This is a genomic window from Pseudomonas sp. SWRI92 (genome assembly GCF_014268685.1).
GTDB classification, from domain to species: domain Bacteria; phylum Pseudomonadota; class Gammaproteobacteria; order Pseudomonadales; family Pseudomonadaceae; genus Aquipseudomonas; species Aquipseudomonas marvdashtae.
Genome location: NZ_JABWQY010000006.1, coordinates 19,845 through 42,960 on the forward strand (window position 1 = coordinate 19,845; position 23,116 = coordinate 42,960).

The 23,116-nt window shown below is 62.4% G+C and carries 22 protein-coding genes; 8 read left to right on the forward strand and 14 right to left on the reverse strand.

Features of this window, described 5'->3' with window-relative positions; all coding sequences use genetic code 11:
* Positions 1 to 144: 144 nt before the first annotated feature.
* Positions 145 to 438: a hypothetical protein gene (locus tag HU762_RS11890; RefSeq protein ID WP_047226351.1), complete on the reverse strand. Its 294-nt coding sequence runs from the start codon at positions 436 to 438 to the stop codon at positions 145 to 147.
* A gap of 56 nt (positions 439 to 494) precedes the next feature.
* Complete coding sequence (locus HU762_RS11895) at positions 495 to 1,100, reverse strand: arylesterase (RefSeq protein WP_186610532.1); 606 nt, start codon at positions 1,098 to 1,100, stop codon at positions 495 to 497.
* A 10-nt stretch (positions 1,101 to 1,110) separates the two neighbouring features.
* On the opposite strand from HU762_RS11895, the gene HU762_RS11900 reads away from it, so the two are divergent.
* The 4 genes from HU762_RS11900 (at position 1,111) to HU762_RS11915 (ending at position 5,827) form a co-directional block, all read left to right on the forward strand.
* Positions 1,111 to 1,794, forward strand: a complete 684-nt coding sequence (locus tag HU762_RS11900) for an ABC transporter ATP-binding protein (RefSeq protein ID WP_186636899.1) — start codon at positions 1,111 to 1,113, stop codon at positions 1,792 to 1,794.
* A complete protein-coding gene (locus HU762_RS11905; protein WP_186636902.1) occupies positions 1,794 to 4,298 on the forward strand; it encodes an ABC transporter permease in 2,505 nt (834 codons plus the stop codon). The genes HU762_RS11900 and HU762_RS11905 overlap by 1 nt, the downstream gene beginning before the upstream one ends.
* A 34-nt stretch (positions 4,299 to 4,332) precedes the next feature.
* Positions 4,333 to 4,830 (forward strand): transcription elongation factor GreB, encoded by a 498-nt coding sequence (gene greB, locus HU762_RS11910; RefSeq protein ID WP_186636905.1) that lies wholly within the window; start codon positions 4,333 to 4,335, stop codon positions 4,828 to 4,830.
* Between the two features lie 151 nt (positions 4,831 to 4,981).
* Complete coding sequence (locus HU762_RS11915) at positions 4,982 to 5,827, forward strand: hypothetical protein (protein ID WP_186636907.1); 846 nt, start codon at positions 4,982 to 4,984, stop codon at positions 5,825 to 5,827.
* A gap of 6 nt (positions 5,828 to 5,833) precedes the next feature.
* On the opposite strand, the gene HU762_RS11920 is transcribed toward HU762_RS11915, so the two are convergent.
* The 3 genes from HU762_RS11920 to HU762_RS11930 all read right to left on the reverse strand — a co-directional run bounded on the left by HU762_RS11920 (position 5,834) and on the right by HU762_RS11930 (position 8,348).
* A complete protein-coding gene (locus HU762_RS11920) occupies positions 5,834 to 6,142 on the reverse strand; it encodes a class I SAM-dependent methyltransferase (RefSeq protein WP_186636910.1) in 309 nt (102 codons plus the stop codon).
* 252 nt (positions 6,143 to 6,394) lie between these two features.
* On the reverse strand, positions 6,395 to 6,829 hold the full coding sequence (locus HU762_RS11925) for a DoxX family protein (protein WP_186636912.1): 435 nt from the start codon (positions 6,827 to 6,829) through the stop codon (positions 6,395 to 6,397).
* A 97-nt stretch (positions 6,830 to 6,926) separates the two neighbouring features.
* On the reverse strand, positions 6,927 to 8,348 hold the full coding sequence (locus HU762_RS11930) for a transglycosylase SLT domain-containing protein (protein WP_186636918.1): 1,422 nt from the start codon (positions 8,346 to 8,348) through the stop codon (positions 6,927 to 6,929).
* Between the two features lie 234 nt (positions 8,349 to 8,582).
* Here HU762_RS11930 and HU762_RS11935 point away from each other — a divergent pair, with 234 nt between their 5' ends.
* The 3 genes from HU762_RS11935 (at position 8,583) to HU762_RS11945 (ending at position 11,368) form a co-directional block, all read left to right on the forward strand.
* A complete protein-coding gene (locus HU762_RS11935; RefSeq protein WP_186636926.1) occupies positions 8,583 to 9,392 on the forward strand; it encodes a TatD family hydrolase in 810 nt (269 codons plus the stop codon).
* Between the two features lie 105 nt (positions 9,393 to 9,497).
* Entirely contained in the window at positions 9,498 to 10,715 is a 1,218-nt protein-coding gene (locus HU762_RS11940; protein ID WP_186636928.1) for a methyl-accepting chemotaxis protein, read from the forward strand.
* A gap of 290 nt (positions 10,716 to 11,005) precedes the next feature.
* Complete coding sequence (locus tag HU762_RS11945; protein ID WP_186636930.1) at positions 11,006 to 11,368, forward strand: Mpo1-like protein; 363 nt, start codon at positions 11,006 to 11,008, stop codon at positions 11,366 to 11,368.
* Positions 11,369 to 11,382: 14 nt separating this feature from the next.
* Here the strand turns inward: HU762_RS11945 and HU762_RS11950 are convergent, their stop codons facing one another.
* From HU762_RS11950 to HU762_RS11960, 3 genes are all read right to left on the reverse strand, one after another.
* Positions 11,383 to 12,180 carry a thioesterase family protein gene (locus HU762_RS11950; RefSeq protein WP_186610521.1) on the reverse strand — a complete coding sequence of 266 codons (798 nt, stop codon included), beginning with the start codon at positions 12,178 to 12,180 and terminating at the stop codon, positions 11,383 to 11,385.
* Positions 12,181 to 12,342: 162 nt separating this feature from the next.
* Entirely contained in the window at positions 12,343 to 13,104 is a 762-nt protein-coding gene (locus tag HU762_RS11955) for a CHAD domain-containing protein (RefSeq protein WP_186636931.1), read from the reverse strand.
* Between the two features lie 108 nt (positions 13,105 to 13,212).
* Complete coding sequence (locus HU762_RS11960; RefSeq protein WP_186636932.1) at positions 13,213 to 13,503, reverse strand: hypothetical protein; 291 nt, start codon at positions 13,501 to 13,503, stop codon at positions 13,213 to 13,215.
* A 209-nt stretch (positions 13,504 to 13,712) separates the two neighbouring features.
* On the opposite strand from HU762_RS11960, the gene HU762_RS11965 reads away from it, so the two are divergent.
* A complete protein-coding gene (locus tag HU762_RS11965; protein ID WP_186636938.1) occupies positions 13,713 to 14,750 on the forward strand; it encodes a patatin-like phospholipase family protein in 1,038 nt (345 codons plus the stop codon).
* A gap of 39 nt (positions 14,751 to 14,789) precedes the next feature.
* On the opposite strand, the gene HU762_RS11970 is transcribed toward HU762_RS11965, so the two are convergent.
* The 6 genes from HU762_RS11970 to kdpF form a co-directional block, all read right to left on the reverse strand.
* Complete coding sequence (locus HU762_RS11970) at positions 14,790 to 15,488, reverse strand: response regulator (RefSeq protein ID WP_186636943.1); 699 nt, start codon at positions 15,486 to 15,488, stop codon at positions 14,790 to 14,792.
* Positions 15,489 to 15,536: 48 nt separating this feature from the next.
* Complete coding sequence (locus HU762_RS11975; RefSeq protein WP_186636946.1) at positions 15,537 to 18,188, reverse strand: sensor histidine kinase KdpD; 2,652 nt, start codon at positions 18,186 to 18,188, stop codon at positions 15,537 to 15,539.
* Between the two features lie 45 nt (positions 18,189 to 18,233).
* The gene (kdpC, locus tag HU762_RS11980; protein ID WP_186636949.1) at positions 18,234 to 18,779 is read right to left on the reverse strand and encodes a potassium-transporting ATPase subunit KdpC; all 546 of its coding nucleotides are present in this window, start codon (positions 18,777 to 18,779) and stop codon (positions 18,234 to 18,236) included.
* 192 nt (positions 18,780 to 18,971) lie between these two features.
* Positions 18,972 to 21,026: a potassium-transporting ATPase subunit KdpB gene (gene kdpB / locus HU762_RS11985; RefSeq protein WP_186636952.1), complete on the reverse strand. Its 2,055-nt coding sequence runs from the start codon at positions 21,024 to 21,026 to the stop codon at positions 18,972 to 18,974.
* A gap of 10 nt (positions 21,027 to 21,036) precedes the next feature.
* Positions 21,037 to 22,731, reverse strand: a complete 1,695-nt coding sequence (gene kdpA / locus HU762_RS11990) for a potassium-transporting ATPase subunit KdpA (RefSeq protein WP_186636955.1) — start codon at positions 22,729 to 22,731, stop codon at positions 21,037 to 21,039.
* 8 nt (positions 22,732 to 22,739) lie between these two features.
* On the reverse strand, positions 22,740 to 22,829 hold the full coding sequence (kdpF, locus tag HU762_RS11995; RefSeq protein ID WP_053155116.1) for a K(+)-transporting ATPase subunit F: 90 nt from the start codon (positions 22,827 to 22,829) through the stop codon (positions 22,740 to 22,742).
* Positions 22,830 to 23,116 lie beyond the last annotated feature (287 nt).

Here is a 23,116-nt window from a genome sequence, read left to right on the forward strand (position 1 = left end):
CCGGGAAATCCTTCGCAGATCGAACAGAGGGTGTGAAGCGACGATTGTACACTGCCGCCCGTGAGTTCGGGGAGAGCGGCGCCGAGGCGTCCGATGCGCAGCAGGTCCGGGAACTGAAATCAGATCCCGGGGAAGCGAGGGGGGTTACAACTCGAACCGCAGCTCCGGCCAGATCGGCGAAGTGCCACGCTTCTGTGATTCGAGGATCGCCCGGCACAACGAACAGAGGCGATGGTCCTGGAATATCTTGCGATCGACCGCCGACCAGCGTGGCTGGGCCGGCAAAAGGCTGCCGCAAAGGGTCCGGTCGGCCGAGCCGCCAAGTTCCAACTGCCGGGTCACCAGATGAACCCGCACTTCCTGGCAGGCGAACAGGTCCAACTGCTCGTCAGGCTCGATCAGTTGGTAGGCAAACAGGGACCAGGCGGGACGCGGCATCGGGGGCTCCAAATCGGGGGCGCCACATTAGCCGAAACACCGCCTGTAGAAAAGCGTCAAAGCAGCGGTTTCAGCGCCGGCCAGACATTTTCCAGCAACTTGCCCTGGGCCGCGACGGACGGGTGCAATCCGTCCCCCTGCATCATCCCGGGTATACCCCCGACGTCCTTGAGAAAAAACGGCACCAGCGGCACGTTCTTCTCTTCGGCCAAGGTGCTGTAGACCCGGGCGAAGGCTTCGGTGTAGCGCCGTCCATAATTGGGGGGCAACTGCATGCCCAGCAAAAGCACCTTGGCACCGCTGGCACGGGAGCTGTCGATCATCGCTGCAAGGTTTTGTTGCAATTGTGTTGGCGGCTGTCCGCGCAGGCCATCGTTGCCCCCCAGTTCCAGGATCACCAGGTCCGGCTTATGGGCTGCAAGCAGCGTCGGCAGGCGCGCCAGGCCTCCCGCGCTGGTGTCGCCACTGATAGACGCATTGACCACTTTATCGTCGAAACCCTCGGCCTTGAGCCGTTGGTCAAGCAACGACACCCAGCCTTGGCGGGTATCCAGGCCGAAAGCCGCGCTGATACTATCGCCAACGATCAGGACAGTACCCGCCGCTGCGTTCTGGACCATGCACATCAAGGCCAGGCCGGCACTCAAAAACCACACACGCATCGGATTCTCCATGGGCTCAAGCATTCTCACCGCGACGGACCTTAGCAAAGTGGTACCCAGCGCGGAAGGTGAACTGACCATCCTGCACGAACTCAGCCTGGAACTGAACCAGGGCGACAGCCTGGCCATCGTCGGCGCGTCCGGTTCCGGCAAATCCACGCTCCTTGGCCTGCTGGCCGGCCTCGACCTGCCCAGCAGCGGTGAAGTGATACTTGCCGGCCAGGCCCTCAGCGCACTGGACGAGGACCAGCGAGCCCGGGTCCGCGCTGAACATGTCGGGTTTGTCTTCCAGTCGTTCCAACTGCTCGACAGCCTCAATGCACTGGAAAACGTCATGCTCCCGCTGGAGCTGGACGGCCGCAAGGACGCCCGGGAACGCGCCACGCAACTGTTGCAACGAGTCGGCCTCGGCCAGCGGCTGACCCACTCGCCACGCCAGCTCTCCGGCGGCGAGCAACAGCGCGTCGCCATCGCCCGCGCCTTTGCCGCCGAACCCGACGTGCTGTTCGCCGACGAGCCGACCGGCAACCTCGACAGCCACACCGGCGAACGCATCAGCGACCTTCTGTTCGAGCTGAACAAGGAACGCGGCACGACGCTGGTTCTGGTGACCCACGACGAACGCCTGGCCCATCGCTGCCGGCGCCTGATCCGACTTGAAGCCGGCCAGATGGTCGCGCCCCTGGAGCCTTGATGGCACGCTTGCCCCTGTTGCGCCTGTTCAGTCTTGCCGTCCGCCAGTTGCTGCGCGATGCCCGCGCCGGCGAACTGCGCGTGCTGTTCTTCGCCCTGTTGGTGGCGGTGGCGGCGAGCACCGCCATCGGCTACTTCGGCGCCCGGCTCAACGGCGCGATGATGATGCGCGCCACTGAATTCCTCGGCGCCGACCTGCTGCTCGAAGGCAGTTCCCCTGCCCGCCCGGAACAGATCCGCAGCGGCATCGACCTAGGCCTGGAACACGCCCGGGTGGTGGAATTTTCCAGCGTTGTCGCCACCGACAACGGTATCCAGCTGTCCAGCGTCAAGGCAGCCGATGACATCTATCCGTTGCGTGGCGAACTGAAAAGCGCCCCGGCGCCCTTCGGCCAGGAAGAAACGGGCGGGCGCCCCGCTCCGGGGGAGGCCTGGGTCGAAGCTCGCCTGCTGACGGCGCTGGAGCTGAAGATCGGTGACAGCATCGATGTCGGCAACCAGACGCTTCGCCTGAGCCGGGTGCTGACTTACGAACCGGATCGCGCCGGCAACTTCTACAGCCTGACCCCCCGCGTGCTGATCAACCTCAAGGATCTGGATGCCACGGGCGTGGTGCAACCCGGCAGCCGCGTCAGCTATCGCGACCTGTGGCGAGGCCCGGCGCCGGCACTGCAAACCTATCGCGACCTGATCAAGCCTGGCCTTGAACCCAACCAGCGCCTGCAAGATGCCCGCGACGGCAACCGCCAGATCGGCGGCGCCTTGGGCAAGGCCGAGCGCTACCTGAACATGGCCAGCCTGGTGGCCGTGTTGCTGTCCGGCGTGGCCGTCGCCCTCTCCGCCAACCGTTTCGCCACGCGACGCTTCGACGCCAGTGCGCTGCTGCGCTGCCTTGGCCTGTCCCGCCGCGAAACCATGGTGCTGTTCAGCCTGCAACTGACCGTGCTGGGCCTGCTGGCCAGTATCAGCGGCGCCCTGCTCGGCTGGATCGCGCAGCTGGGGCTGTTCGCCTTGCTGCATGACCTGTTGCCCACCACCGTGCCGCCGGGCGGCCTGTTGCCGGCAATCGCCGGGATCGGCACCGGGCTGGTGGCATTGGCGGGTTTCGCCTTGCCACCGCTGGCCGCGCTGGGTCGGGTGCCGCCGCTGCGGGTGCTGCGCCGGGACATGCTGCCGATCCCCTCGAGTACCTGGGTCGTCTACGGGGCCGCATTGGGTGCGCTCGGACTGATCATGTGGCGCTTGAGCCTGGACCTGGTGCTGACCTTCGCCCTGCTCGGCGGCGGCGTGATTGCGGCGCTGGTGCTTGGCGGGCTGCTGCTCTTGCTGCTGCAAAGCCTGCGCCGGATGTTGGCTCGCGCCTCATTGCCCTGGCGGCTGGGATTGGGCCAGTTGCTGCGTCATCCCTTGGCGGCGGCTGGCCAGGCCCTGGCGTTCGGCCTGATCCTGTTGTCGATGGCCCTGATCGCGCTGCTGCGCGGCGAGTTGCTGGATACCTGGCAGAACCAACTGCCGAAAAACGCCCCGAATTACTTCGCCTTGAACATCCTGCCCAACGACAAGCAGGCGTTCAGCGACAAGCTGATGGAATTGTCGGCGCAGTCGGCTCCACTGTACCCCGTGGTACCGGGACGGCTCATCAGCATCAATGGCGAGCCGGCCAAGGAATTCGTCACCAAGGACTCGGCCGGCGACCGCGCATTGCAGCGTGACCTGAGCCTGACCTGGGCGGCGGACCTGCCGGCGGGCAATGTCGTCACGGCTGGGAGCTGGTGGCCGCAGCAACCGCCGGACGATATCCCAGGTGTCTCGGTGGAAGGCAAGGTCGCCGACAATCTCAAGATCAAGTTGGGCGACCGCCTGGTGTTCAGTGTCGGTGGACTGAATCGGGAAGCGAAGGTCACCAGCCTGCGGGAGATCAACTGGGACAACTTCCAGCCAAACTTCTTCATGATTTTCCAGCCAGGAACGTTGAAGGACCTGCCCGCCACTTACCTCACCAGTTTCTATCTGGCGGCCGGCCACGACCAGCAGATCGTCGACCTGTCCCGGGCCTTCCCGGCCGTGACAATCCTGCAAGTCGAAGCCCTGCTCGAACAACTGCGCAGCATCCTCGCCCAGGTAACGCTGGCGGTGGAATATGTATTGCTGTTCGTACTGGCGGCGGGAATGGCCGTGCTGTTCTCGGGCTTGCAGGCCACTCTCGACGAGAGGATTCGCCAAGGCGCGCTGCTACGTGCCCTGGGTGCCGAGCGGAAGTTGCTGATCAAGGCCCGGCGCATCGAATTCGGCCTGCTCGGGGCGGTCAGCGGTCTGCTCGCGGCACTGGGGTCGGAACTGGTGAGCCTCGTGCTCTACCGGTATGCCTTCGATCTACCCTGGCATCCGCATCCGTGGCTGTTGATATTGCCACTGGTAGGCGCATTGCTGATTGGTGCGGCAGGCGTGTTCGGCACCCGCCGAGCGCTCAACGCCAGCCCCCTGACAGTGTTGCGCGAGGGTTGATAGACTGGCGGCTTTGCCCTGACAAGAAGTTGCCATGAGCCGCTATCGTCCTCCCCGCACCGCCGGCACCGCGCTGATTACCCCCGAAGGGGAAGCGCGGATGCGCGCTGAACTGCATGAGCTTTGGCATGTACGCCGCCCCCAGGTGACCCAGTCGGTCAGTGAAGCGGCGGCCCAAGGCGATCGTTCGGAAAATGCCGAATACACCTATGGCAAGAAAATGCTTCGGGAAATCGACAGTCGCGTGCGCTTTCTCACCAAGCGCCTCGAAGCGCTCAAGATCGTCAGCGAAAAGCCCAGCGACCCAAACAAGGTCTATTTTGGCGCCTGGGTTACGGTAGAGGATGAGGACGGCAACGAGTCCCGCTATCGCATCGTCGGCCCCGACGAGTTGGATTTGAAACAGAACCTGATCAGCATCGACTCACCCCTGGCACGGGCGTTGATTGGCAAGGCCCTGGACGCCGAGGTGACCGTTCAAACTCCTGCCGGGGCGCAACTGATGTACATCACACATATTGAATACTTATAACAACTCAACTTCTAAAAGAAGTTGAAATTCTTCCTGCCTGACACAGGCTGTCAACTTCTTCAATTTGACCACAGCGCTTTTTTTCTAGAACTTGAAAGTGCGCCAACACGGCGCACTTCAATTTCCGAATTAACATTCAAGGATGAATATCATGAGCACTCCCGATCGCTGGATGGGCAGCACGCCCGGCATTTACAAACTCCGTATAGATGAACTGATACTTCCCGGCACCCACGACTCCGGTTCCGACAAAGAAGCGCCGAAATTTTTACTGCCCAATGAAATCACCCAAGACGTACCGATACGCGATCAGATCAATCGGGGGTTCAGGGTGATCGATTTGCGGGTAGAACTGTTTCCCAGCCAGCCCGTCGGTCACCCACGACGTTTCCAGTTGTACCACCTGACCTCGTCTGGCCGAACCATTGCAGACGACGTGCTCGGGGTCCTGAACGCTTTTTACGCCGAGCCAGCCCGAAGGAACGAAATCATTATTTTGAATTTTCATCAATTCAAAAACTTTACTGATTCCTCGCATGAAGAACTGCAGCAATTGATCAATCAGATGATCGGTGCACGTCTCATCCCTTATGCCTTCAGACCTATGACACTGGCGGAACTTCGACAGGAAGCTCCTGAGCGTACCGTGGTGATCTCTTACAACAGTAACCGCGGCGACGACGACTATTGGCCGGGTGTTGAGCAACAATGGATTGGCAAAGATTATATTTCAACGTCAACGTTGAAAGAGTTTATGGATGATGTCAGCGCCCAACCTAAAAGACCTTATGCGCTTCGCGCGATTCAATGCGCTAAATACACGGGCCTATTCGTTCCCGACGATTTCAGCGACAAAGTAGACGCCTGGTTCGAATCCAAGGATATCAACAGCTACATCCAACGCTTCCATATCATCAATACCGACTGGTCGACCCGCAGCAATATCGTGATCAATTGCGTGCATGCCAACCAGTTCAGGGCCATGGCCAAAGACTGAAAAACCTCAACGACGGGTGATCAACCCCTGCCGCGCCACACGGGTCAGGTGGCGGATCATTTCAGGAGCGTCCGCGGCACTGGGGGATTGGATGACGGCCAGGTCGAAGCTGTCATTGGCAAAACGCGCCAGCGACTCACCGTCTTCGACGAACTGGATCAGGAAGGCTGCGGGCCCATGACTGCGTCGCGGCCAGCCGTCCAGATAACGCAACAGCGTCGGCTGATGGCTACCGCCCAGGAGAATTTTCGGATTGCGTTGGACAAGATTCGCCGTGATTGGCGCAAGACGTACAAGGGGGCTGGGTGCGTTCATTGTGTCGTGTCTCTGCCTCAAAAGTCTGCATGGCAGGTGAGAGGCAACACCGAACCAGCGCTTTAGCGGTATTTCGAAGCCTGGATTACCGGCTTCTGACGGCAACTGCAATGAGTCACCTGGCGCCCCGCAAGTAGCTGTTTAAATCGGCGCATAAGCGGCATCCTAGAGAAGCTGACTGGCCAGTGTCAAGAATCGAGTTCCATAAAAAAGGCCCGTACAAGACGGGCCTTCGATGATTCAAGCAGGTAATCAGTGGGCGATGGCGTTATCGATGGACAGCTTGCCCGCCCCCTCGATCAACACCGCGATGCTACCGGCCAGCAAAGCCAAGGCAAACTCATAACCGTTGTTGGCCATGAACAAACCATTGCCGATGTGCACGGAGAAAATCGCCACCAGCGACAGAATCGCCAGACCCAGCGCCGCTGGACGCGTCAGCAGGCCGATGATCAGTGCAAGTCCGGCAAAGAATTCGGTGCCGCCCGCCAGTGTCGCCATCAGATACCCCGGCGTCAGGCCGATGCTTTCCATCCACTGTGCCGTACCCGCCAAGCCATAACCACCAAACAGGCCGAACAGTTTCTGCGAGCCGTGGGCGGCAAAGATGATCCCGACAACGATGCGCAGGACCGTCAGGCCGTAGCCAGCGCGGGAAAAGAGAACTTTGTTGACGAACGTGCTCATGGTGCATTCCTTGGTAAGGTGGGGTTGGACGCCATATTAATCAAATAAGCCAATGGAAAAAGCGCAAATATTCCGCCATAACAATCGGTTTATTTGATTATTTCCGCACGACCACCGCTTGGCCCTGGGGCTCCAGCGATTCCCGCTCGCGGTCAAAGGCCAGATAGTACTTGTTCACACTATTAACGTAGCTGACCGCGCCCATTCCCACCTGCTCCATGGCGATGCGCTCGACCTGGAAAAACCACTGGTTGGGGTTCAAGCCCCGCCGCCGAGCCTCGGCGCGCATACCCTGGACCCGCTCGGGCCCCATGTTGTAGGCAGCCAGGACAAACGCCATGCGTTCGCGCTCGTTGAGCTTGGGGCTGGCGAAAAACTTGCGGCGGATCATCGCCAGGTACTTGGCGCCGGCCTGCACATTGGCGTCGAGGTTCTGGATGTCATTGACCCCGACCCGCTGGGCCGCGGACGGCGTGATCTGCATCAGGCCCGTCGGGCCGCTGCCGCTGCGCGCGTTGGGTTGCAGGGCCGACTCCTTGAACGCCAGCGCCGCCAGGTTGAGCCAGTCCATGCCCTGGGCCTGGGCATGCTTTTGCAGCACCGGGCGGAGTTTCTCCAGGCGCTGGCGATTGGCCCGGGCCAACGGATAGTGAACTTGATACAAGCGGCGGTAGATACGCAGGAAGGCGGCATCCGGGTTGGACGGGGCCTTATAGCCGGCGAGGAATCGATCGATACTCGCCCGCAGCATCGCGGCGTCGCGGTGTACGAACCAATATTCGTCGCTTGGCTCGCCAATCAGCAGCTGCCGGTCGAAACGCAGCTTGGGAAGAATCTTGCCCCAGCGTTCGGCGATGGGCTGCTCGACGATGGTCAGGTGGAAAATCCCGCCCTGGACCATCTCCAATACATCCTCTACCGCCAGGGTAGGATCGACCCACTCGATCTTGACGGGCTGCAGCTTGAGCAGCGCCAGCTTCTGGTTGATCTGGCTGACGGCGTCGCCCGCCGCACTGCCGTTGGGCAGGGCCAATGTCTTGCCGGACAGTTGTTCCACGCGCGTGTAGCGCTTCTCACCCTTGATGCCCACTAACAGCAAGGGCACATCGGTGCGGATCGGATCACTGGCGCTCACCGCATGGCCAGGTTGCGGCTCAAGCAACTCGCCTGGCGCCACCAGGTCCCCTTCCCCACGCTGCAAGGCGCCAAGCAATTGATCCTTGGCCTTGGGAATGATCTTGAGGGTGATTTCCTGGCCATCCCGGGCATGCCCGTTGAGGTATTGTTCGAAAGCCCGCAACCGATGATATTCGACGCCGATGGGTTGGCCCTGAACTTCACCGGAACTGTTGCGGCTCTGGTTGACCAATACTTTCAAGACCCGGCTGCTGCGGATTTGCGCCAGGTCGCGCACCGTGCCCGGCGCCACCACCTGCACCGGACCGGGCAGCCGCGCCTCGGCCGGCATCGGCAACAGCAACGAACCACATAGCAAAAGCAACACCTGGGGACGTGTCATCCACTCTCCGAATGGGTATTGCCGAGCCATCCTGTGGAAAACCGAGGCTGGACCGGACAAAACAGAGCACCTTGGGCGCTGAAAAGTGCGAAAGACTGGCACAACGATGGCAGCGACACCACCCCGACCCGTCTCGTGGCCTCAACAGACAGCCGCAACTCATTGTAGTTCTTGGCTTTTCTTATAAATCTACAGCTCTGATATGCTGGGCGGCCTTTGGGCCGAGGTAGCACCATGCAACTCATCGATATCGGCGTCAACCTGACCAACCCCAGTTTCGCCGACAAACACCAGGCGGTGCTCGAGCGCGCCTATGAAGCCGGGGTCTGCCAACTGGTATTGACCGGCACCAGCATCGAGGGCAGCGAACAGGCCCTTGAACTCTGCCAGCAGCTTGACGCGCAAGGCGATCGGTTATTTTCCACGGCCGGCATTCATCCCCACAGCGCAAGCGATTGGACGGCCGACAGCGCCAGGCATTTGAAAGATCTGCTCAAGCACAATCGTGTCCGCGCGGTGGGTGAATGCGGGTTGGATTTCAATCGCGATTTCTCCCCCCGTCCGCAGCAGGAAAAAGTCCTGGAAGAACACCTCGCCCTCGCGGTGGAGTTGCAATTGCCGGTCTTTCTCCACGAGCGCGACGCCGACCAACGCTTGCTGGAGATACTCCGGGACTTTCGCGACCAGTTGCCTGCCGCCGTGGTGCATTGTTTTACCGGTGAGAAGAAAGCGCTGTTCAGCTATCTCGATCTGGACTTGCATATCGGTATCACCGGCTGGATCTGTGACGAACGCCGAGGCACGCACCTGCACCCATTGGTGCGGGAAATCCGCCGCGGCCGGCTCATGCTCGAAAGCGACGCCCCCTACCTGCTGCCGCGCACGCTGCGGCCCAAACCCAAGAACGGTCGCAATGAGCCAGCCTACCTGACGGAAGTCCTGCGGGAAGTGGCCCTGCACCGGGGCGAAACCCAGGAAGACCTGGCGGCCCACAGCACAGCTTGCGCCCGGGCGTTTTTCGGCTTGCCCGCCCTTAGCGAATAAACCGAATCCCTTGTCCGTTGACCCACATCAAAACCCCGGCACCTGGATAGCTGCACAATACTGGCACCTTGCCAATGCTGTTTCCGCTATCAGAGAAGACCTTCCATGGGTGCCTGGCTTAGCAATATCTCGCTGAAGTATAAATTCTGGGCGGTCAATGCGGTCGCCTTTGTCACAACGTTGCTGTTAGTGCTCTATGCCATGCACCTTGAACAGCAGGTCCGAGGCGTGAGCCTGGGCCAGGTGTTCGGCGAACGCTTCAGTCAATATGCAGTGGCGGTGTTTGTGCTGATGCTGGCGATGCTCGGTGCGTCGCAATTATTGATCCGCTTTCTGCTCAGTCAGCTCAACACCTTGAAAGACGTGATGCTGCATGTGGAGAAGACCGGCGACCTGTCCGCCCGCGTGCCTTTGGCCTGCCGGGACGAAGTGGGCCAGATGGCCGCGGCGTTCAACGCGATGCAGGCGGGTTACCAGCGCGTGGTCGACACCGTTGCCAGCACCGCTCGGCAACTGGACAGCGGCGCGGCGCGCCTGGCATCGAGCATGAACGACGTGCGCCAAGGCATGCTCGGCCAGCAGAGCGAGACCGACCAGGCCGCCACCGCGATCAACGAGATGTCCGCCACGGTTTATCACATCGCCCAGCACGCCGGCGCCACCCGCGATCTGTCGAAAACCACCGACACGCTGGCCGGCAACGGCCGCGAAGTCGTCAGCCGCGTACAGCAGTCAATTACCGGATTGTCCACCGGCGTGCAGCAGACCGCCGAGATGATCCAGCGGCTGGCCGAAGACAGCCAGAAGATCAACAGTGTGGTCAGCGTGATCCACAGCATCGCCGAGCAAACCAACCTGCTGGCCCTCAATGCCGCCATCGAAGCGGCGCGGGCCGGGGAAATGGGCCGGGGTTTTGCCGTGGTGGCCGATGAGGTCCGCAACCTGGCCAAGCGGGTCCAAGCCTCGACCGATGAAATCACCACGATGGTGTCGGCGTTGCAGGCAGGAACCCGCGACGCGGTGGATTTCATGCAAGAGAGTTCGCTCAAGGCCGACGATTGCGTGCAACAGGCGTGCGAGGCTGGTGACGCGTTGGCGCAGATCACTGAAGCAGTGGCGCAGATGCGCGAGAGCAACACTCAGATTGCTGTCGCAGCCGAGCAGCAAAGCCATGTCGCCGAAGAAATGAACCGAGCGGTGGTGAGTATTCGCGACGTGACCGAAAACACCGTGCGCCAGACCGTGGACTCAGCCACCACCAGCCATGAACTGGCGACGCTGGCGGGGGCGTTAAACAGGGCGATCGGGCAACTCAAGCTTTAGACATTCTGCCTTTGTGGCGAGGGAGCTTGCTCCCGCTGGGCTGCGCAGCAGCCCCTCAAGAGAATACTCATTTAGCCTGACACACCGCACCTGCTGTTTGGGTCCGCTTCGCGGCCCAGCGGGAGCAAGCTCCCTCGCCACAAGAGCAGTCAACATAACCACAAAAGCAGTCGTCGACATAAATACGCTATAGCCGCCTATCGTTGCGATAGTCAACCGCGATTCGCCGCCCTGCCCGGCCCGGCCTATTCTTGGGTTATTCGGACTTCACGGACTCAAGGAACAGCATCATGGGCAAACGTCACCCCAACCTTCCGGCCTGGCAATGGCGCGCCTACCCCGAGAATCATCGCCATCCGACCAACCTGGTCCTGCACCTGATCGCGGTGCCGCTGTTCATCATTGCCTTTCTACTGATCGTATCGGGCGTCTTCAGCCTGAGCCTGGGTGATGTCGCCATCGGCGTGATCGGGCTGCTCGCCGCGCTGGGGTTGCAGCGCCACGGCCATAGCCTGGAAAAACAGGCATCCGAGCCGTTCAGCGACCGCAAGGACGCAATGTCGCGCCTGCTGGTGGAACAATTCCTGACCTTTCCTCGATTTTTCCTCAGCGGTGGCTGGTGGCGCGCCTGGCGGGAACGCCACCGTCACTGAATCGCCGCAACGCCTCAGCCGAAAATCGTTACTGTCTGCCGGCTCATGGCGATCAGACGACCGTCGGCACTCCAGAATTTCGCCGCGACATGGCCATAACCGTCTTGGGCATGTTCGATCTCGGCCAGGTACTGGCACCAATCTAGCGTAGTCAGCTCCAGCAGCGGCTGGACGAACTCGATGGTCCAGGTGAGCGTGCTACCGGGTGCCATTTGCGTGAGGTGCGGCAACAAGGCCGGCGGCCAGGCGTCCACCAGTGCCAGGATGTGGCCCTCGTCCAGCGGCTCTTCTTTCACATCACCGCGCAAACGCACCCAGCCGCCCATGCTGCGGGATTTATTGCCGGTGAAGGGTAATCCGCCGACACTCCAGCGCATTGCCAGGTGCCGCATGAACTCTGGGGTGGCGCCTTTGATATAGGGCAACTCCTGGCACTGTTCGACAGCCTTGAATTGCGGCGCGGGATCAGCCTGCACCGCCACGACCGAGGATCGTGACGCGCCAAAACTGCCCTGGATGATCGTCACCACCTGCCCGTCCTGCACGGCGCGCCCCAACACTTGGCTGACGGCCTTGCCTTCACGCAATACGTCGACTTGGAAACTCACCGGCACGTCGGGCGCGACCGGGCCGACAAAGGTAATCGCCAGCGAACGAACCGGGCGATCCGCCGGAACGCGCGCACGCATCGCCTCGTATTGCAGCGCCGCCACCAGGCCGCCAAAACTGGCACGTCCCTGGCCCCATTCAGGCGGGATCGTCACGGCATCTGGCTGATGGCGCACGGTGTCGATCAAATCGGAAAAGCGCATGGCTACCTCGAAGACAGGGAAAACGATGAAGGATCTTAACTATCCCGGGCGGGCAGTACAGCGCTCATTCCGGCCAAAGAGACTGACAGAAAAGCCGTAAACCTCGAATCCCACCATCAGTCCTTGCGCGAGCGAGCTCGCGCAGGGCTGTTTTTTTTCGATTCAGGATTTATCGAAGCAACTGGCGATGAGTTTATCGAGCACCCGATCGGACTTGGCCTCGGCCTTCTCCATGGTGATCCGCCAGACGGGTACGCAGGATTGCAGGTCGTGTTCCTGCTCGGCCCGCGCCAGCCATTGCCAGCAATCGTGCCAGTCGCCCAGCGCGCCTTGGGCGGATTTGAGTCGGGGCATGGCCGCTTTCGGCAAACGATCGAGTTCGGGATAGGCTTCGATGGCGTAGCGCACGCGCTTGATCAGCAGGCGCAGTCGGTGGCGGTCATGGGCCGGATCGCGCAAGGCCTCGCCGAGTTTCTTCCATTGCTTGTCGAGGCGTTTTTCGATGCGTTTGCGCAAGCCCGCGAGCAAACCCTGGCGCTGGGCGGCGCGGATGAAGCGCGGGAACGCGTCGAGGATCATCAACAAATGCGCCAATTCCTGGCTGCTGGCTACGGCGGGATAGGCTTCGGCCATTTGCACCTGGCGCCGCTGCGCGGCCTCGACCTTGCCGTGCTGCTCAAGGTAGGCCGCCAGTACTTCGCGATCGCGCAACGGCGTGGTCAAGGTGCCGACCGCCGACGCGGCTGTTTCCAGCTGTTCAACACCGGGCAAACCGCGCAACGGGCGAAGCAGGCTGCGCAAACGCCGGACCGTGGTCCGCAGGTCGTGCAATGCTTCGCTGTCGGTTTGGGCATTCAAGCGGGCCTGACAGGCCAACAAGCGAACTTCCAGGCCCACTATCCGGGCCACCAGCCGATCAATCATGGGACTTACTCCGTGCGCAGCTTCGAGTTGCAAGCTTCAAGCTTCAAGTGAGAAGCGGCGTGGGTCGTCCTCTTGAAGCTTGAAGCTTAAAGCTTGCAGCTGCCTTTATCACCTTCCCGCACGGGATTCGCGAATGTAGAAGCGCGCCTTCTCGGCTTTATTGGCGCAGCCTTCGAACGCTTCGAATTGCTGCTGGGTCTTGGCGCCGGTCAGCAACGACAGGGCCTTGGAATAGCTGACGGTACCGGCAAAACCTTCGGCCTTGGCCAGGTCCAGTTCCCGCCAGGCGCTGTCGAGCTGGCTGCCGCAACTGTCGCGGTAAGCGGTCTTGCCGGCACAACCGGCCAAGGCCAGAACCATCAGGGATGCCACCAAGGGCAGGCAGATCCGGGCTTTCATCGATAACACCTCAAGTCAGGTCAAACAGTCGTGCTGGTAAGACGGTTTCGCCGGCAAAAAGTGCCTCGGCTCGACCGCTATATTCAAGTGTGGACGGAGCATACGCATATGCCGTCGCGGCGTGTCAAAAAACGACGTCCGCGCCACAACGATTGAGCCTGGCCCTCGATGCGTGCATTGTTGGTGTCTGTTCGACAAGAGGCCAGCTCATGACAAAACGTGTCGCATTGGTATTGGGCTCGGGCGGCGCCCGGGGCTATGCCCATATCGGAGTGATCGAGGAAATCGAGCGACGCGGCTACGATATTGCCTGCATCGCCGGTTGCTCCATGGGCGCCGTCGTGGGCGGGATCTACGCCGCCGGCAAGCTCAAGGATTATCGCGACTGGATCGAGAGCCTCGATTACCTGGACGTGCTCCGGTTGGTGGACGTCAGTTTCCGCCTCGGGGCAATTCGCGGTGAAAAAGTCTTCGGGCAAATCCGCAAGATTGTCGGCGAACTCAATATCGAAGACCTGCGCATTCCCTACACCGCGGTCGCCACCGACCTCACCAACCAGCAGGAAATCTGGTTCCAGGAAGGCTGCCTGCACCAGGCGATGCGGGCCTCGGCGGCGATTCCCAGCCTGTTCACCCCCGTCATGCAAGGCAATCGCATGCTGGTGGATGGCGGCCTGCTCAATCCGCTGCCGATCGTGCCGGTGGTGTCGAGCCATTGCGACCTGATCATTGCGGTCAACCTCAATGCCACCAACCAGAAACAATACAAGCTGCCGGTGATCCAGCGCCCCGCCGCGTTCCGGCGGCGCTTCGACACCCTTGTCAGCTCCCTGGGTTCACGGCTGCCGTTTCGCCGCAAACAAGCCGAGCAATTGTTGCTGTTGGAGCAGGAAGCCCTCAAGGCCGAGGCCGCCGACATCAACCCGTGGATCGAATCCGCCGAGCCCGAGGGCCAGCAACCGGCCGCCGCGCCGCAAACCGAAGGTGCGCCAAGATCCGCCACCGGCTCGTTCATCATCGATAACGTCGGGCCGGCCTCGTTGCTGGACTTGATCAACCAGAGCTTCGAGGTGATGCAGACTTCGCTGGCGCAATACAAGATTGCCGGTTATCCGCCGGATGTGCTGATCAACGTGCCAAAACGGGTGTGTCGGTTCTTCGAGTTCTACAAGGCGCCGGAGCTGATCGCGTTGGGGCGGGAGATTGCCAGCGATACCTTGGATCGGTATGAGCGTGAGCAGAACTAGAATTGAGCAGGCTTCCTGTGACTGACTCAAGCGCTTGGACTAAGCACCCGCCTCTTCCAACAACCGATACCCCACCCCCGGCTCTGTCACGATGAAGCGTGGCCGAGTCGGATCGTCGGCCAGTTTCTGGCGCAGGTGGCCGACAACGATGCGCAGGTAATGGCTGTCTTCGACGTGGGTCGGTCCCCAGATGTCCTTGAGCAGTTGCTGCTGGGTGATGACCCGTCCCGGATGCCGGGCCAGTTGCGCCAACACCGCGTATTCCTTGCGGGTCAGGGCCACTTCGGTGCCGTCCAGCAACACCCGGCGATAGGCCAGGTCCACGGTCAGCGCGCCGAACGTCAGCGCCGCTTCCTGGGCCTCGCCTGCCGGTGCCTGGCGCAACAGCGCGCGCACGCGGGCCAGAAATTCCTGGATGCCAAACGGCTTGGTCACGTAGTCATTCGCGCCGTTGTCCAGCGCCTCGACTTTCTGCGCCTCGCTGGCGCGCACCGAGAGCACCAGGACGGGCGCCGTCGACCATTGACGAAACTCGCGCAGCACTTGCTGGCCGTCCATGTCCGGCAGGCCCAGGTCGAGCACCAACAGGTCGGGCTTGTTCAGCGCCGCCTGGGCCAGGCCCGCGGCGCCGGTGTCGGCTTCGAGCACCTTATAGCCTTGTGAGGCCAGGCTGATGCGCAGGAATTTGCGGATCTGCGGTTCGTCATCGATGACCAAAAGGGTCGCGCTCTGGCTCATGGGGTCCGTTCATCACAGTCAAGTGGCGAGAGCATAACGCAGCGCCGTTCAGGCTTCATCGTCCATGCCCGGTTGTGCCTGCAAGGGCAGGTGCAAAGTGATGCAGGTGCCGCGACCGTCGAGGCCGTCAGCCACGCTGATCCGCCCGCCATGGGCACCGACCATGCCCTGGCAAATCGCCAAGCCCAGCCCGGTGCCCTGCCCGCCTCGATCACCGCGCGCAGCGGTGTAGAACATGTCGAAGATTTTCTCGCGCTCTGGCTCCGGAATGCCTGGACCTTCGTCGGCCACGGCAAAAAAAACCTCATCCTCCTTCGCCCCAGCGGTGAGCAGCAGCCGTCCGTGAGCGGGGGAAAACCGCGCGGCGTTTTCCAACACATTGACCAGGGCCTGTTCGATCAGCGCCGCGTGGACATGCAGCAACGGCAAGTCGGCGGGCACCTCGATGCCGACCGCCAGCGGCGCCAGCACCGCCCGAAGCCGGTGCAAGGCACTGGCGACGATATCGGCCGGTGAAACCCAATCGCGGGCAAGTTTCAGTGCGCCATGGCCGAGGCGGGTCATGTCGAGCAGGTTCTGGATATAACGATCCAGGCGCTCGGCCTCGTCGCGGGTGCCTTCGAGCAGCTCGCGGCGATCCTCCAGCGGAATCGCTTCGCCCAGCGCCAACAGGCTGTCGATGCTGCCGCGCATGGACGTCAGCGGTGTGCGCAGGTCATGGGAGACGGAGGCCAGCAAGGCGCTGCGCAGCTGTTCGGTTTCGCCATGCAGGCGCGCCGCTTCCAGGTCTTGCGCCAACTGCGCCCGCGCCAGGGCCTGGGCGAGCGGCTGGCTGAGGGCCGCCAGCAAACGTCGGCGTTGACCACTCAACGGCTTGCCGTCCTTGGGGCAAATGCCCAACAGGCCCAGCGGGCCGCCTTCCGTCGACAACGGCCACCACCACCAACGGCCGGACGGCAACGTGGCGGTGCCGGCGCCGGCCGGTTGATCGTGTTGCCAGGACCAGTCGGCGGCGGCGCGCTCGGCCTCGGTGAACGTCAACGGTTCGGCGGTCTCGACGTTCCATCCGTGCTGGCCGTCGCGGTTGAGCAGGCACAGTTGCAGATCGTCCTCGCTGTTGAGGTGCAGCACGGCGGCGCTGATCACGGCTTGGCGATCGGTCGCGGCGGTCAGTTTGCGCGACAGGTCGAGCAACTCGCCAGTTTCCTGCTGGGTGTCGCGCAGGGCCTGCAATTGACGACGCTGACGAGCCGCGAGGTTACCGGTCAGGGCGGCCATCAGCAGGAAGAACACCAGCGTCAGCACGTCCTCTTCGCGTTGGATCGTCAGGGAGAAATTCGGCGGGATGAACAGGAAGTCATAGGCCAGGAACGACAGCGCTGCACAGGCCAATGCCGGGCCGAGGCTGCTGCGTACCGCCACCAGCAGCACCGCCATCAGAAACACCAAAGAGATGTTGGGCAGCGCCAGCCACCCGGAGACTCCCCAGGCCAGCGCGCTGGCAGTCGCCGTTGCCACCAGCGCCAGCGCGTAGTCGAATCCACTCTGGGCGGTGCTCGGGCGCAGGCGAGCGGGCGCAGGCGTTTCGTCGCTGTCCAGCACGTTGATTTCCAAGCCACGGGCATCGCGCAACAATCGCGAGGCCAGGCCGCCGCCAAACAGTCGCCTGCGCAAACGCCGCCGGGACTGGCCGACCAACACCAACGTCGCACGACGTTGTGCAGCGTGTTGGATCAAGGTCTTGGCGACCTCCCCGGCGCGCAGCGACACCACCTCGCCGCCGAGGCGTTCGGCCAGTTGCTGCGCGCTTTGCAGACGCTGGCGGGATGACTCGTCTTGGGCGTCGCCGTTGTCCACATGCACCACGCTCCAGGGCAAATGCCGACGCTGGGCGACGCGGCTGGCGTGGCGCACCAGCCGTTCGGCCTGAAGGTCGCCGTCCACGCCCACCAACAATCGGCCCCGCACCGCCGGAGCCGACTGGCCCAATTGCCGATAGCCCTGGGCCAAGTCGTTGTCCACTTGCGCGGCGGCGGTCTGCATGGCCAGTTCGCGCAACGCAGTGAGGTTGGTCTGGGTGAAAAACGCATCGATCGCGGCGCGGGCCTGCTCCGGCACGTAGACCTTGCCCTCGCGCAGACGCTCGAGCAGTTCGCGCGGCGGCAGGTCGATCAGCAACAACTCATCGGCCTCCTGCAAGACCCAGTCCGGCAGCGTTTCACGCACCTGCACGCCGGTGATGCCGCGCACCTGATCGTTGAGGCTTTCCAAGTGCTGGACGTTGACGGTGGTGTAGACATCGATGCCGGCGGCGAGCAACTCCTGGATGTCCTGCCAACGCTTGGCATGGCGACTGCCCGGTGCGTTGCTGTGGGCCAGTTCATCCACCAGGACCAGGCTCGGGTGGGCCGCGAGCAGGCCGTCGAGGTCCATTTCCTCAAGCATCACCCCGCGATATTCCGAACGCACCAGCGGCTGCTGTGCCAGGCCATTCAACAGGGCTTCGGTCTCGGCACGCCCGTGGGTCTCGACGACACCGGCAACAACCTCCGTGCCCTGACGCAACCGGGCGTGGGCCGCTTGCAGCATGGCGTAGGTCTTGCCGACGCCCGGGGCGGCGCCGAGGAAAACCTTGAGGCGACCACGGTCGTGGCGCGGCAGGTTGGCTAACAGTGCATCGGCACGGCCGGAGTCGCTCATGCTGCGGGTCTCTTCCAGGTTTGATCAAAACACCCTGCCATCGGGTCAGAGTTTTTCCAACGCCAGGTTCAGCGCCAGCACATTCACCACGGGCGGCCCGACCAAGGGCCGCTCGATGTGGCTATCGAGCAACTGCTGCAACGTCGAGACCGGCAGGTTCCTGGCCGCCGCGACACGCGCCAGTTGATAGGCAATCGCGGCCGGAGGCAAGTGCGGATCCAGCCCGCTGCCGGAGGTGGTGAGCAGCGCCAGCGGCACCGGTCCCTGGCCGGGCACTTGCAGCGCTTGGGCATCAGCGCTCACCCGCGCGGCCAATGCCGGATTGCTCGGCGAAAAGTTGCTCGCGCCGCTGGCCACCGTGGCGAAGGCGCCCGCCGAGGGACGCGGATGAAACCAGCCATCGCCGACAAAATCCTGGGCGATCAACCGAGAGCCGCGAACCTTGCCGTCGGCGTCATGGACCAGGCTGCCGTTGGCCTGGTCCGGGAAGGCGAGTTGCGCCACGCCGGTGACCAGCAAGGGGTAGGCGACGCCGGTGATAAGGGTCATCAGTAGTAACAGGCTCAGGGCCGGGCGAATCAGAGTAAACATCTAGAACTCCTCAATTGAAAACACATCTGTGAGTGGACACATCTGTGGCGAGGGGATTTATCCCCGCTGGGTTGCGGAGCAGCCCAAAACATCCTTCATCGTCGTGTCTGATTACCGCGGTAACAATCTTGGGTCTGCTGCGCAGACCAGCGGGGATAAATCCCCTCGCCACAAGGGCCAGCGTTCCTTCGCTCAAACCAACCCCAATCCCGTCAGCAGCAGGTCAATTGCCTTGATCCCCACGAACGGCACGGCGATTCCGCCCAGGCCATAAATCAACAGATTGCGTCGCAGCAACGCCGCCGCGCTCGCCGCTTGCACGCGCACGCCGCGCAGGGCCAGGGGAATCAGCACGACGATGATCAAGGCGTTGAAAACGATGGCCGAGAGGATTGCGCTCTGCGGGCTGGCCAGGTGCATGACGTTGAGCACGCCGAGCTGTGGATAAATCGAGGCGAACAGCGCCGGCAGGATCGCGAAATACTTGGCGATGTCGTTGGCAATGGAAAACGTCGTCAGCGCCCCACGCGTCACCAGCAACTCCTTGCCGATCTGCACCACGTCCAGCAGCTTGGTCGGATCGCTGTCGAGGTCGACCATGTTGGCCGCTTCGCGCGCCGCCTGGGTGCCGTCGTTCATTGCCATGCCGACATCGGCCTGGGCCAGGGCCGGGGCGTCGTTGGCGCCGTCGCCGCACATGGCGACCAGCCGGCCATCGTTCTGCTCAAGGCGAATGCGCGCCAGTTTTTTCTCCGGCGTGGCCTCGGCCAGCACGTCGTCGACACCCGCCTCGGCCGCGATGGCGGCGGCGGTCAGCGGGTTGTCGCCGGTGACCATGACGGTGCGGATCCCCAACTTGCGCAGCTCGGCAAAGCGTTCGCGGATGCCGGGCTTGACCACGTCCTTGAGATGGATGGCACCGAGCAGTTTGCCGTCCACGCAAACCAGCAAGGGAGTCCCGCCGCTCTGGGCGATCTTGTCGATTTCCCGCGCCAGAGCCGCCGGCAATTCAGCGCGAGGCAGACCGATGAAACTCAACAGTGAATCCACCGCACCCTTGCGATAGGCACGGCCCTGGTAATCGACACCGGACAACCGAGTCTCGGCGCTGAACGGCACGGCAGTGAGCAACTGCGCCGCTGGCTCGGGCTGCGAATGCAAGCCGCGCAAGAACTCGACGATGGACTTGCCCTCCGCCGTGTCATCGGCCAACGAGGCGAACAGCGCGCCTTCGGCCAACTCCTTCGCGCTCACCCCTGGCGCTGCATAAACCGCCGAGCACCGACGGTTGCCAAACGTAATGGTGCCGGTCTTGTCCAGCATCAGCACGTGCACATCCCCCGCCGCCTCGACCGCGCGGCCGGACTTGGCGATGACGTTCAGGCGCACCAGCCGATCCATCCCGGCGATGCCGATGGCCGAGAGCAGGCCGCCTATGGTGGTCGGAATCAACGTCACCAACAGCGCCACGAGAAACACCAACGGCAAGCTGCCGTTGGCGAAATGCGCGAACGGTTGCAGCGTCACCACCACCAGCAGGAAGATCAGCGTCAAGCCGATCAGCAGGATATCCAGCGCCACTTCGTTGGGTGTTTTCTGACGCTTGGCGCCTTCGACCAGGGCGATCATGCGATCCAGGGTGGACTCGCCGGGGTTGCTGGTGATGCGCACCAGGAGCCAGTCCGACACCAGCCGCGTATTGCCGGTGACGGCCGAGCGATCACCGCCGGATTCGCGGATGACCGGCGCCGACTCCCCGGTAATCGCCGCCTCATTGACCGCCGCGATGCCTTCGATCACTTCACCGTCGCCGGGAATCATCTCCCCCGCCGCAACGCGCACCACATCACCTTTGCGCAGGCGGGTGGCAGGTATCACTTCGAAACCCTGCGCAACCTGACGGCGAGCGCTCAAGCCTTCGCTGCCGGCCTTGAGGCTGTCGGCACGGGCCTTGCCGCGCCCTTCGGCCAAGGCTTCGGCGAAGTTGGCAAACAGCACGGTGAACCACAGCCACAGCGCGATTTGCGCGGCGACGAAGGTCGGCACGGCGTTGTCGGGAATAAAGCAGAGCACCGTGGTGAGGATCGCGGTCAGTTCCACCACCAGCATCACCGGCGCGCGGTGCAATTGGCGCGGGTCGAGCTTGACGAAGGCTTGCACCAACGCCGGACGCCACAGCGCCGACATATTGGTTTTCGGTTGCTCCGGCGTCTTGGCGACGACGGTCTTGCTCATCGGCATGTTCATCATCAATTCCTCAGAAACCCAGGCTCAGGTGTTCGGCAATCGGGCCCAGTGCCAGGGTCGGCAGGAAGGTCAGGCCGCCCACCAACAGGATGGTCACGGTCAGCAGGGTCACGAACAGCGGGCCGTGGGTGGGAAAGCTGTTCTGGCCGATGGGTGCGGCTTTCTTCATCGCCAGGCTGCCGGCCAACGCCAGCACCGGCAGGATGTAGCCGAACCGGCCGATCAACATGCCCAGGCCCAGCATCAAGTTATGAAACGGCGTGTTGGCGCCGAAACCGGCGAATGCCGAACCGTTGTTCGCCCCCGCCGAGGTGTAGGCGTAGAGCAACTGGCTGAAACCGTGGGCACCGGGATTGCTCACCGCGGCAGCCGGCCCCGGCAGGCTGGCAGCGATGGCGCCCAACACCAGCACGCTCACCGGCATCACCAGCAGCGTCACCACCAGCAACTGCACTTCCCGGGCACCGAGCTTCTTGCCCAGGTATTCCGGTGTGCGACCGATCATCAACCCAGCGAGGAACACCGCGATCAGCACGTTCAGCAGCATCCCGTAGAGCCCGGCGCCGACGCCGCCGAAGATCACTTCGCCGACCATCATGTTCATCAACGCCACCATGCCGCTCAACGGGTTGAGGCTGTCGTGCATGGCGTTGACCGAGCCATTGGACGCCGCCGTGGTGGTCACCGACCAGAGCACCGTGGCGGTGGTGCCGAAACGCGCTTCCTTTCCTTCCAGCGGTGCGGCTTGTTCAACGGCCGCGATGTCGAGGGTCGGATTAGGCTGCAACTCGGCCCATAGCGAAGTCGCACCGCCGATGAGGAACAGCGCGAGCATGCAGGCGATGATCGCCCGGCTCTGGCGCAGATCCTTGACGTAATGCCCGAAGGTGAACACCAGCGCTGCCGGGATCAGGATGATCGAAGCCACTTCGAACAGATTGCTCCAGGCCGTCGGGTTCTCGAACGGATGCGCCGAGTTGACGCCGAAGAAACCGCCGCCATTGGTGCCCAGTTGCTTGATCGCGATCTGACTGGCCGCCGGGCCGAGGGGAATCACCTGGTCCACGCCCTGCATCGTCACCCCGTGCACGTAATGCGCGAGGGCTTGCGGCACGCCCTGCCAGACCAAGAACAGCGCCAGCAACAGACACAGCGGCAGCAATCCGTAGAGCGTGGCACGGGTCATGTCGACCCAGAAGTTGCCGAGGGTCGAGGCGGACTTGCGCCCGATTCCGCGACACAGCGCCACCAGCACGGCCAGGCCGGTGGCGGCGCTGACGAAATTCTGCACCGTCAGGCCGACCATCTGGCTCAAGTAACTGAGCGACGCTTCGCCGCTGTAGGACTGCCAATTGGTGTTGGTCATGAAACTGACGGCGGTGTTGAAGGCCTGGGTCCACTCCATGCCGGGCAACTGTTCGGCATTAAGGGGCAAATGTCCCTGCAGCAACAGGATCGCGAACAACAATACGAACCCCGCCAAGTTGAAGGCGAGCAAGGCCAAGGTGTATTTCTGCCAACTCTGCTCTGCGCTGGCATCGACGCCCGACACGCGATAACAACCGCGCTCCACCGGACCAAGGACCGGAGAAAGCCACGTGCGCTGGCCTTCCATCACCCGATAATAAAAGCGCCCCAGGAACGGTGCCGGAATCAGCACCAGCGCGAAAAAGCCAAGGATCAGGCCGAAGTCATAACCGTGCATAGCCGCTCCTAACTCCGGTCCGCGCGCAACAGCGCAACCAGTAGATAAATGAACAGCGCCACTGCCAGCAGCAGCGACACCCCGTCCAGAACACTCATGGGATTTCTCCGTGGTACGGCGTCTTGCCGCGTGTGGTGATTGTCGGCAGGAAGGGTGTAAAGGGACGAGATCGAGGAAGGGGTTGGGGGATAAAGAAACTGTAAAAAAATCGCTCCCGATTGGCTCGGCTGGCCTGCTCGCGATGAGGCCGATTTCGACAACCACGCTCTGAACTGGAGCAAAAAACCAAGCCATCCGGTAGCCAACATCCCCGATACGACACGATTTCGCCCATTACGACCGCCCGAACCACACTGGCACGCCCACTGCACGGGCCCTCCCCAGC

Coding starts and splice junctions, on each gene's coding strand:
- HU762_RS11900 (WP_186636899.1), top strand. CDS start 1,111: ATGGGCTCAAGCATTCTCACCGCGACGGACCTTAGCAAAGTGGTACCC.
- HU762_RS11935 (WP_186636926.1), top strand. CDS start 8,583: ATGCAACTCATCGATATCGGCGTCAACCTGACCAACCCCAGTTTCGCC.
- kdpF (WP_053155116.1), bottom strand. CDS start 22,829: ATGAGTGTTCTGGACGGGGTGTCGCTGCTGCTGGCAGTGGCGCTGTTC.
- kdpB (WP_186636952.1), bottom strand. CDS start 21,026: ATGAACATGCCGATGAGCAAGACCGTCGTCGCCAAGACGCCGGAGCAA.
- HU762_RS11895 (WP_186610532.1), bottom strand. CDS start 1,100: ATGCGTGTGTGGTTTTTGAGTGCCGGCCTGGCCTTGATGTGCATGGTC.
- HU762_RS11890 (WP_047226351.1), bottom strand. CDS start 438: ATGCCGCGTCCCGCCTGGTCCCTGTTTGCCTACCAACTGATCGAGCCT.
- HU762_RS11920 (WP_186636910.1), bottom strand. CDS start 6,142: ATGAACGCACCCAGCCCCCTTGTACGTCTTGCGCCAATCACGGCGAAT.
- HU762_RS11945 (WP_186636930.1), top strand. CDS start 11,006: ATGGGCAAACGTCACCCCAACCTTCCGGCCTGGCAATGGCGCGCCTAC.
- HU762_RS11970 (WP_186636943.1), bottom strand. CDS start 15,488: ATGAGCCAGAGCGCGACCCTTTTGGTCATCGATGACGAACCGCAGATC.
- HU762_RS11955 (WP_186636931.1), bottom strand. CDS start 13,104: ATGATTGATCGGCTGGTGGCCCGGATAGTGGGCCTGGAAGTTCGCTTG.
- HU762_RS11960 (WP_186636932.1), bottom strand. CDS start 13,503: ATGAAAGCCCGGATCTGCCTGCCCTTGGTGGCATCCCTGATGGTTCTG.
- kdpC (WP_186636949.1), bottom strand. CDS start 18,779: ATGTTTACTCTGATTCGCCCGGCCCTGAGCCTGTTACTACTGATGACC.
- greB (WP_186636905.1), top strand. CDS start 4,333: ATGAGCCGCTATCGTCCTCCCCGCACCGCCGGCACCGCGCTGATTACC.
- kdpA (WP_186636955.1), bottom strand. CDS start 22,731: ATGCACGGTTATGACTTCGGCCTGATCCTTGGCTTTTTCGCGCTGGTG.
- HU762_RS11915 (WP_186636907.1), top strand. CDS start 4,982: ATGAGCACTCCCGATCGCTGGATGGGCAGCACGCCCGGCATTTACAAA.
- HU762_RS11905 (WP_186636902.1), top strand. CDS start 1,794: ATGGCACGCTTGCCCCTGTTGCGCCTGTTCAGTCTTGCCGTCCGCCAG.
- HU762_RS11925 (WP_186636912.1), bottom strand. CDS start 6,829: ATGAGCACGTTCGTCAACAAAGTTCTCTTTTCCCGCGCTGGCTACGGC.
- HU762_RS11965 (WP_186636938.1), top strand. CDS start 13,713: ATGACAAAACGTGTCGCATTGGTATTGGGCTCGGGCGGCGCCCGGGGC.
- HU762_RS11940 (WP_186636928.1), top strand. CDS start 9,498: ATGGGTGCCTGGCTTAGCAATATCTCGCTGAAGTATAAATTCTGGGCG.
- HU762_RS11950 (WP_186610521.1), bottom strand. CDS start 12,180: ATGCGCTTTTCCGATTTGATCGACACCGTGCGCCATCAGCCAGATGCC.
- HU762_RS11975 (WP_186636946.1), bottom strand. CDS start 18,188: ATGAGCGACTCCGGCCGTGCCGATGCACTGTTAGCCAACCTGCCGCGC.
- HU762_RS11930 (WP_186636918.1), bottom strand. CDS start 8,348: ATGACACGTCCCCAGGTGTTGCTTTTGCTATGTGGTTCGTTGCTGTTG.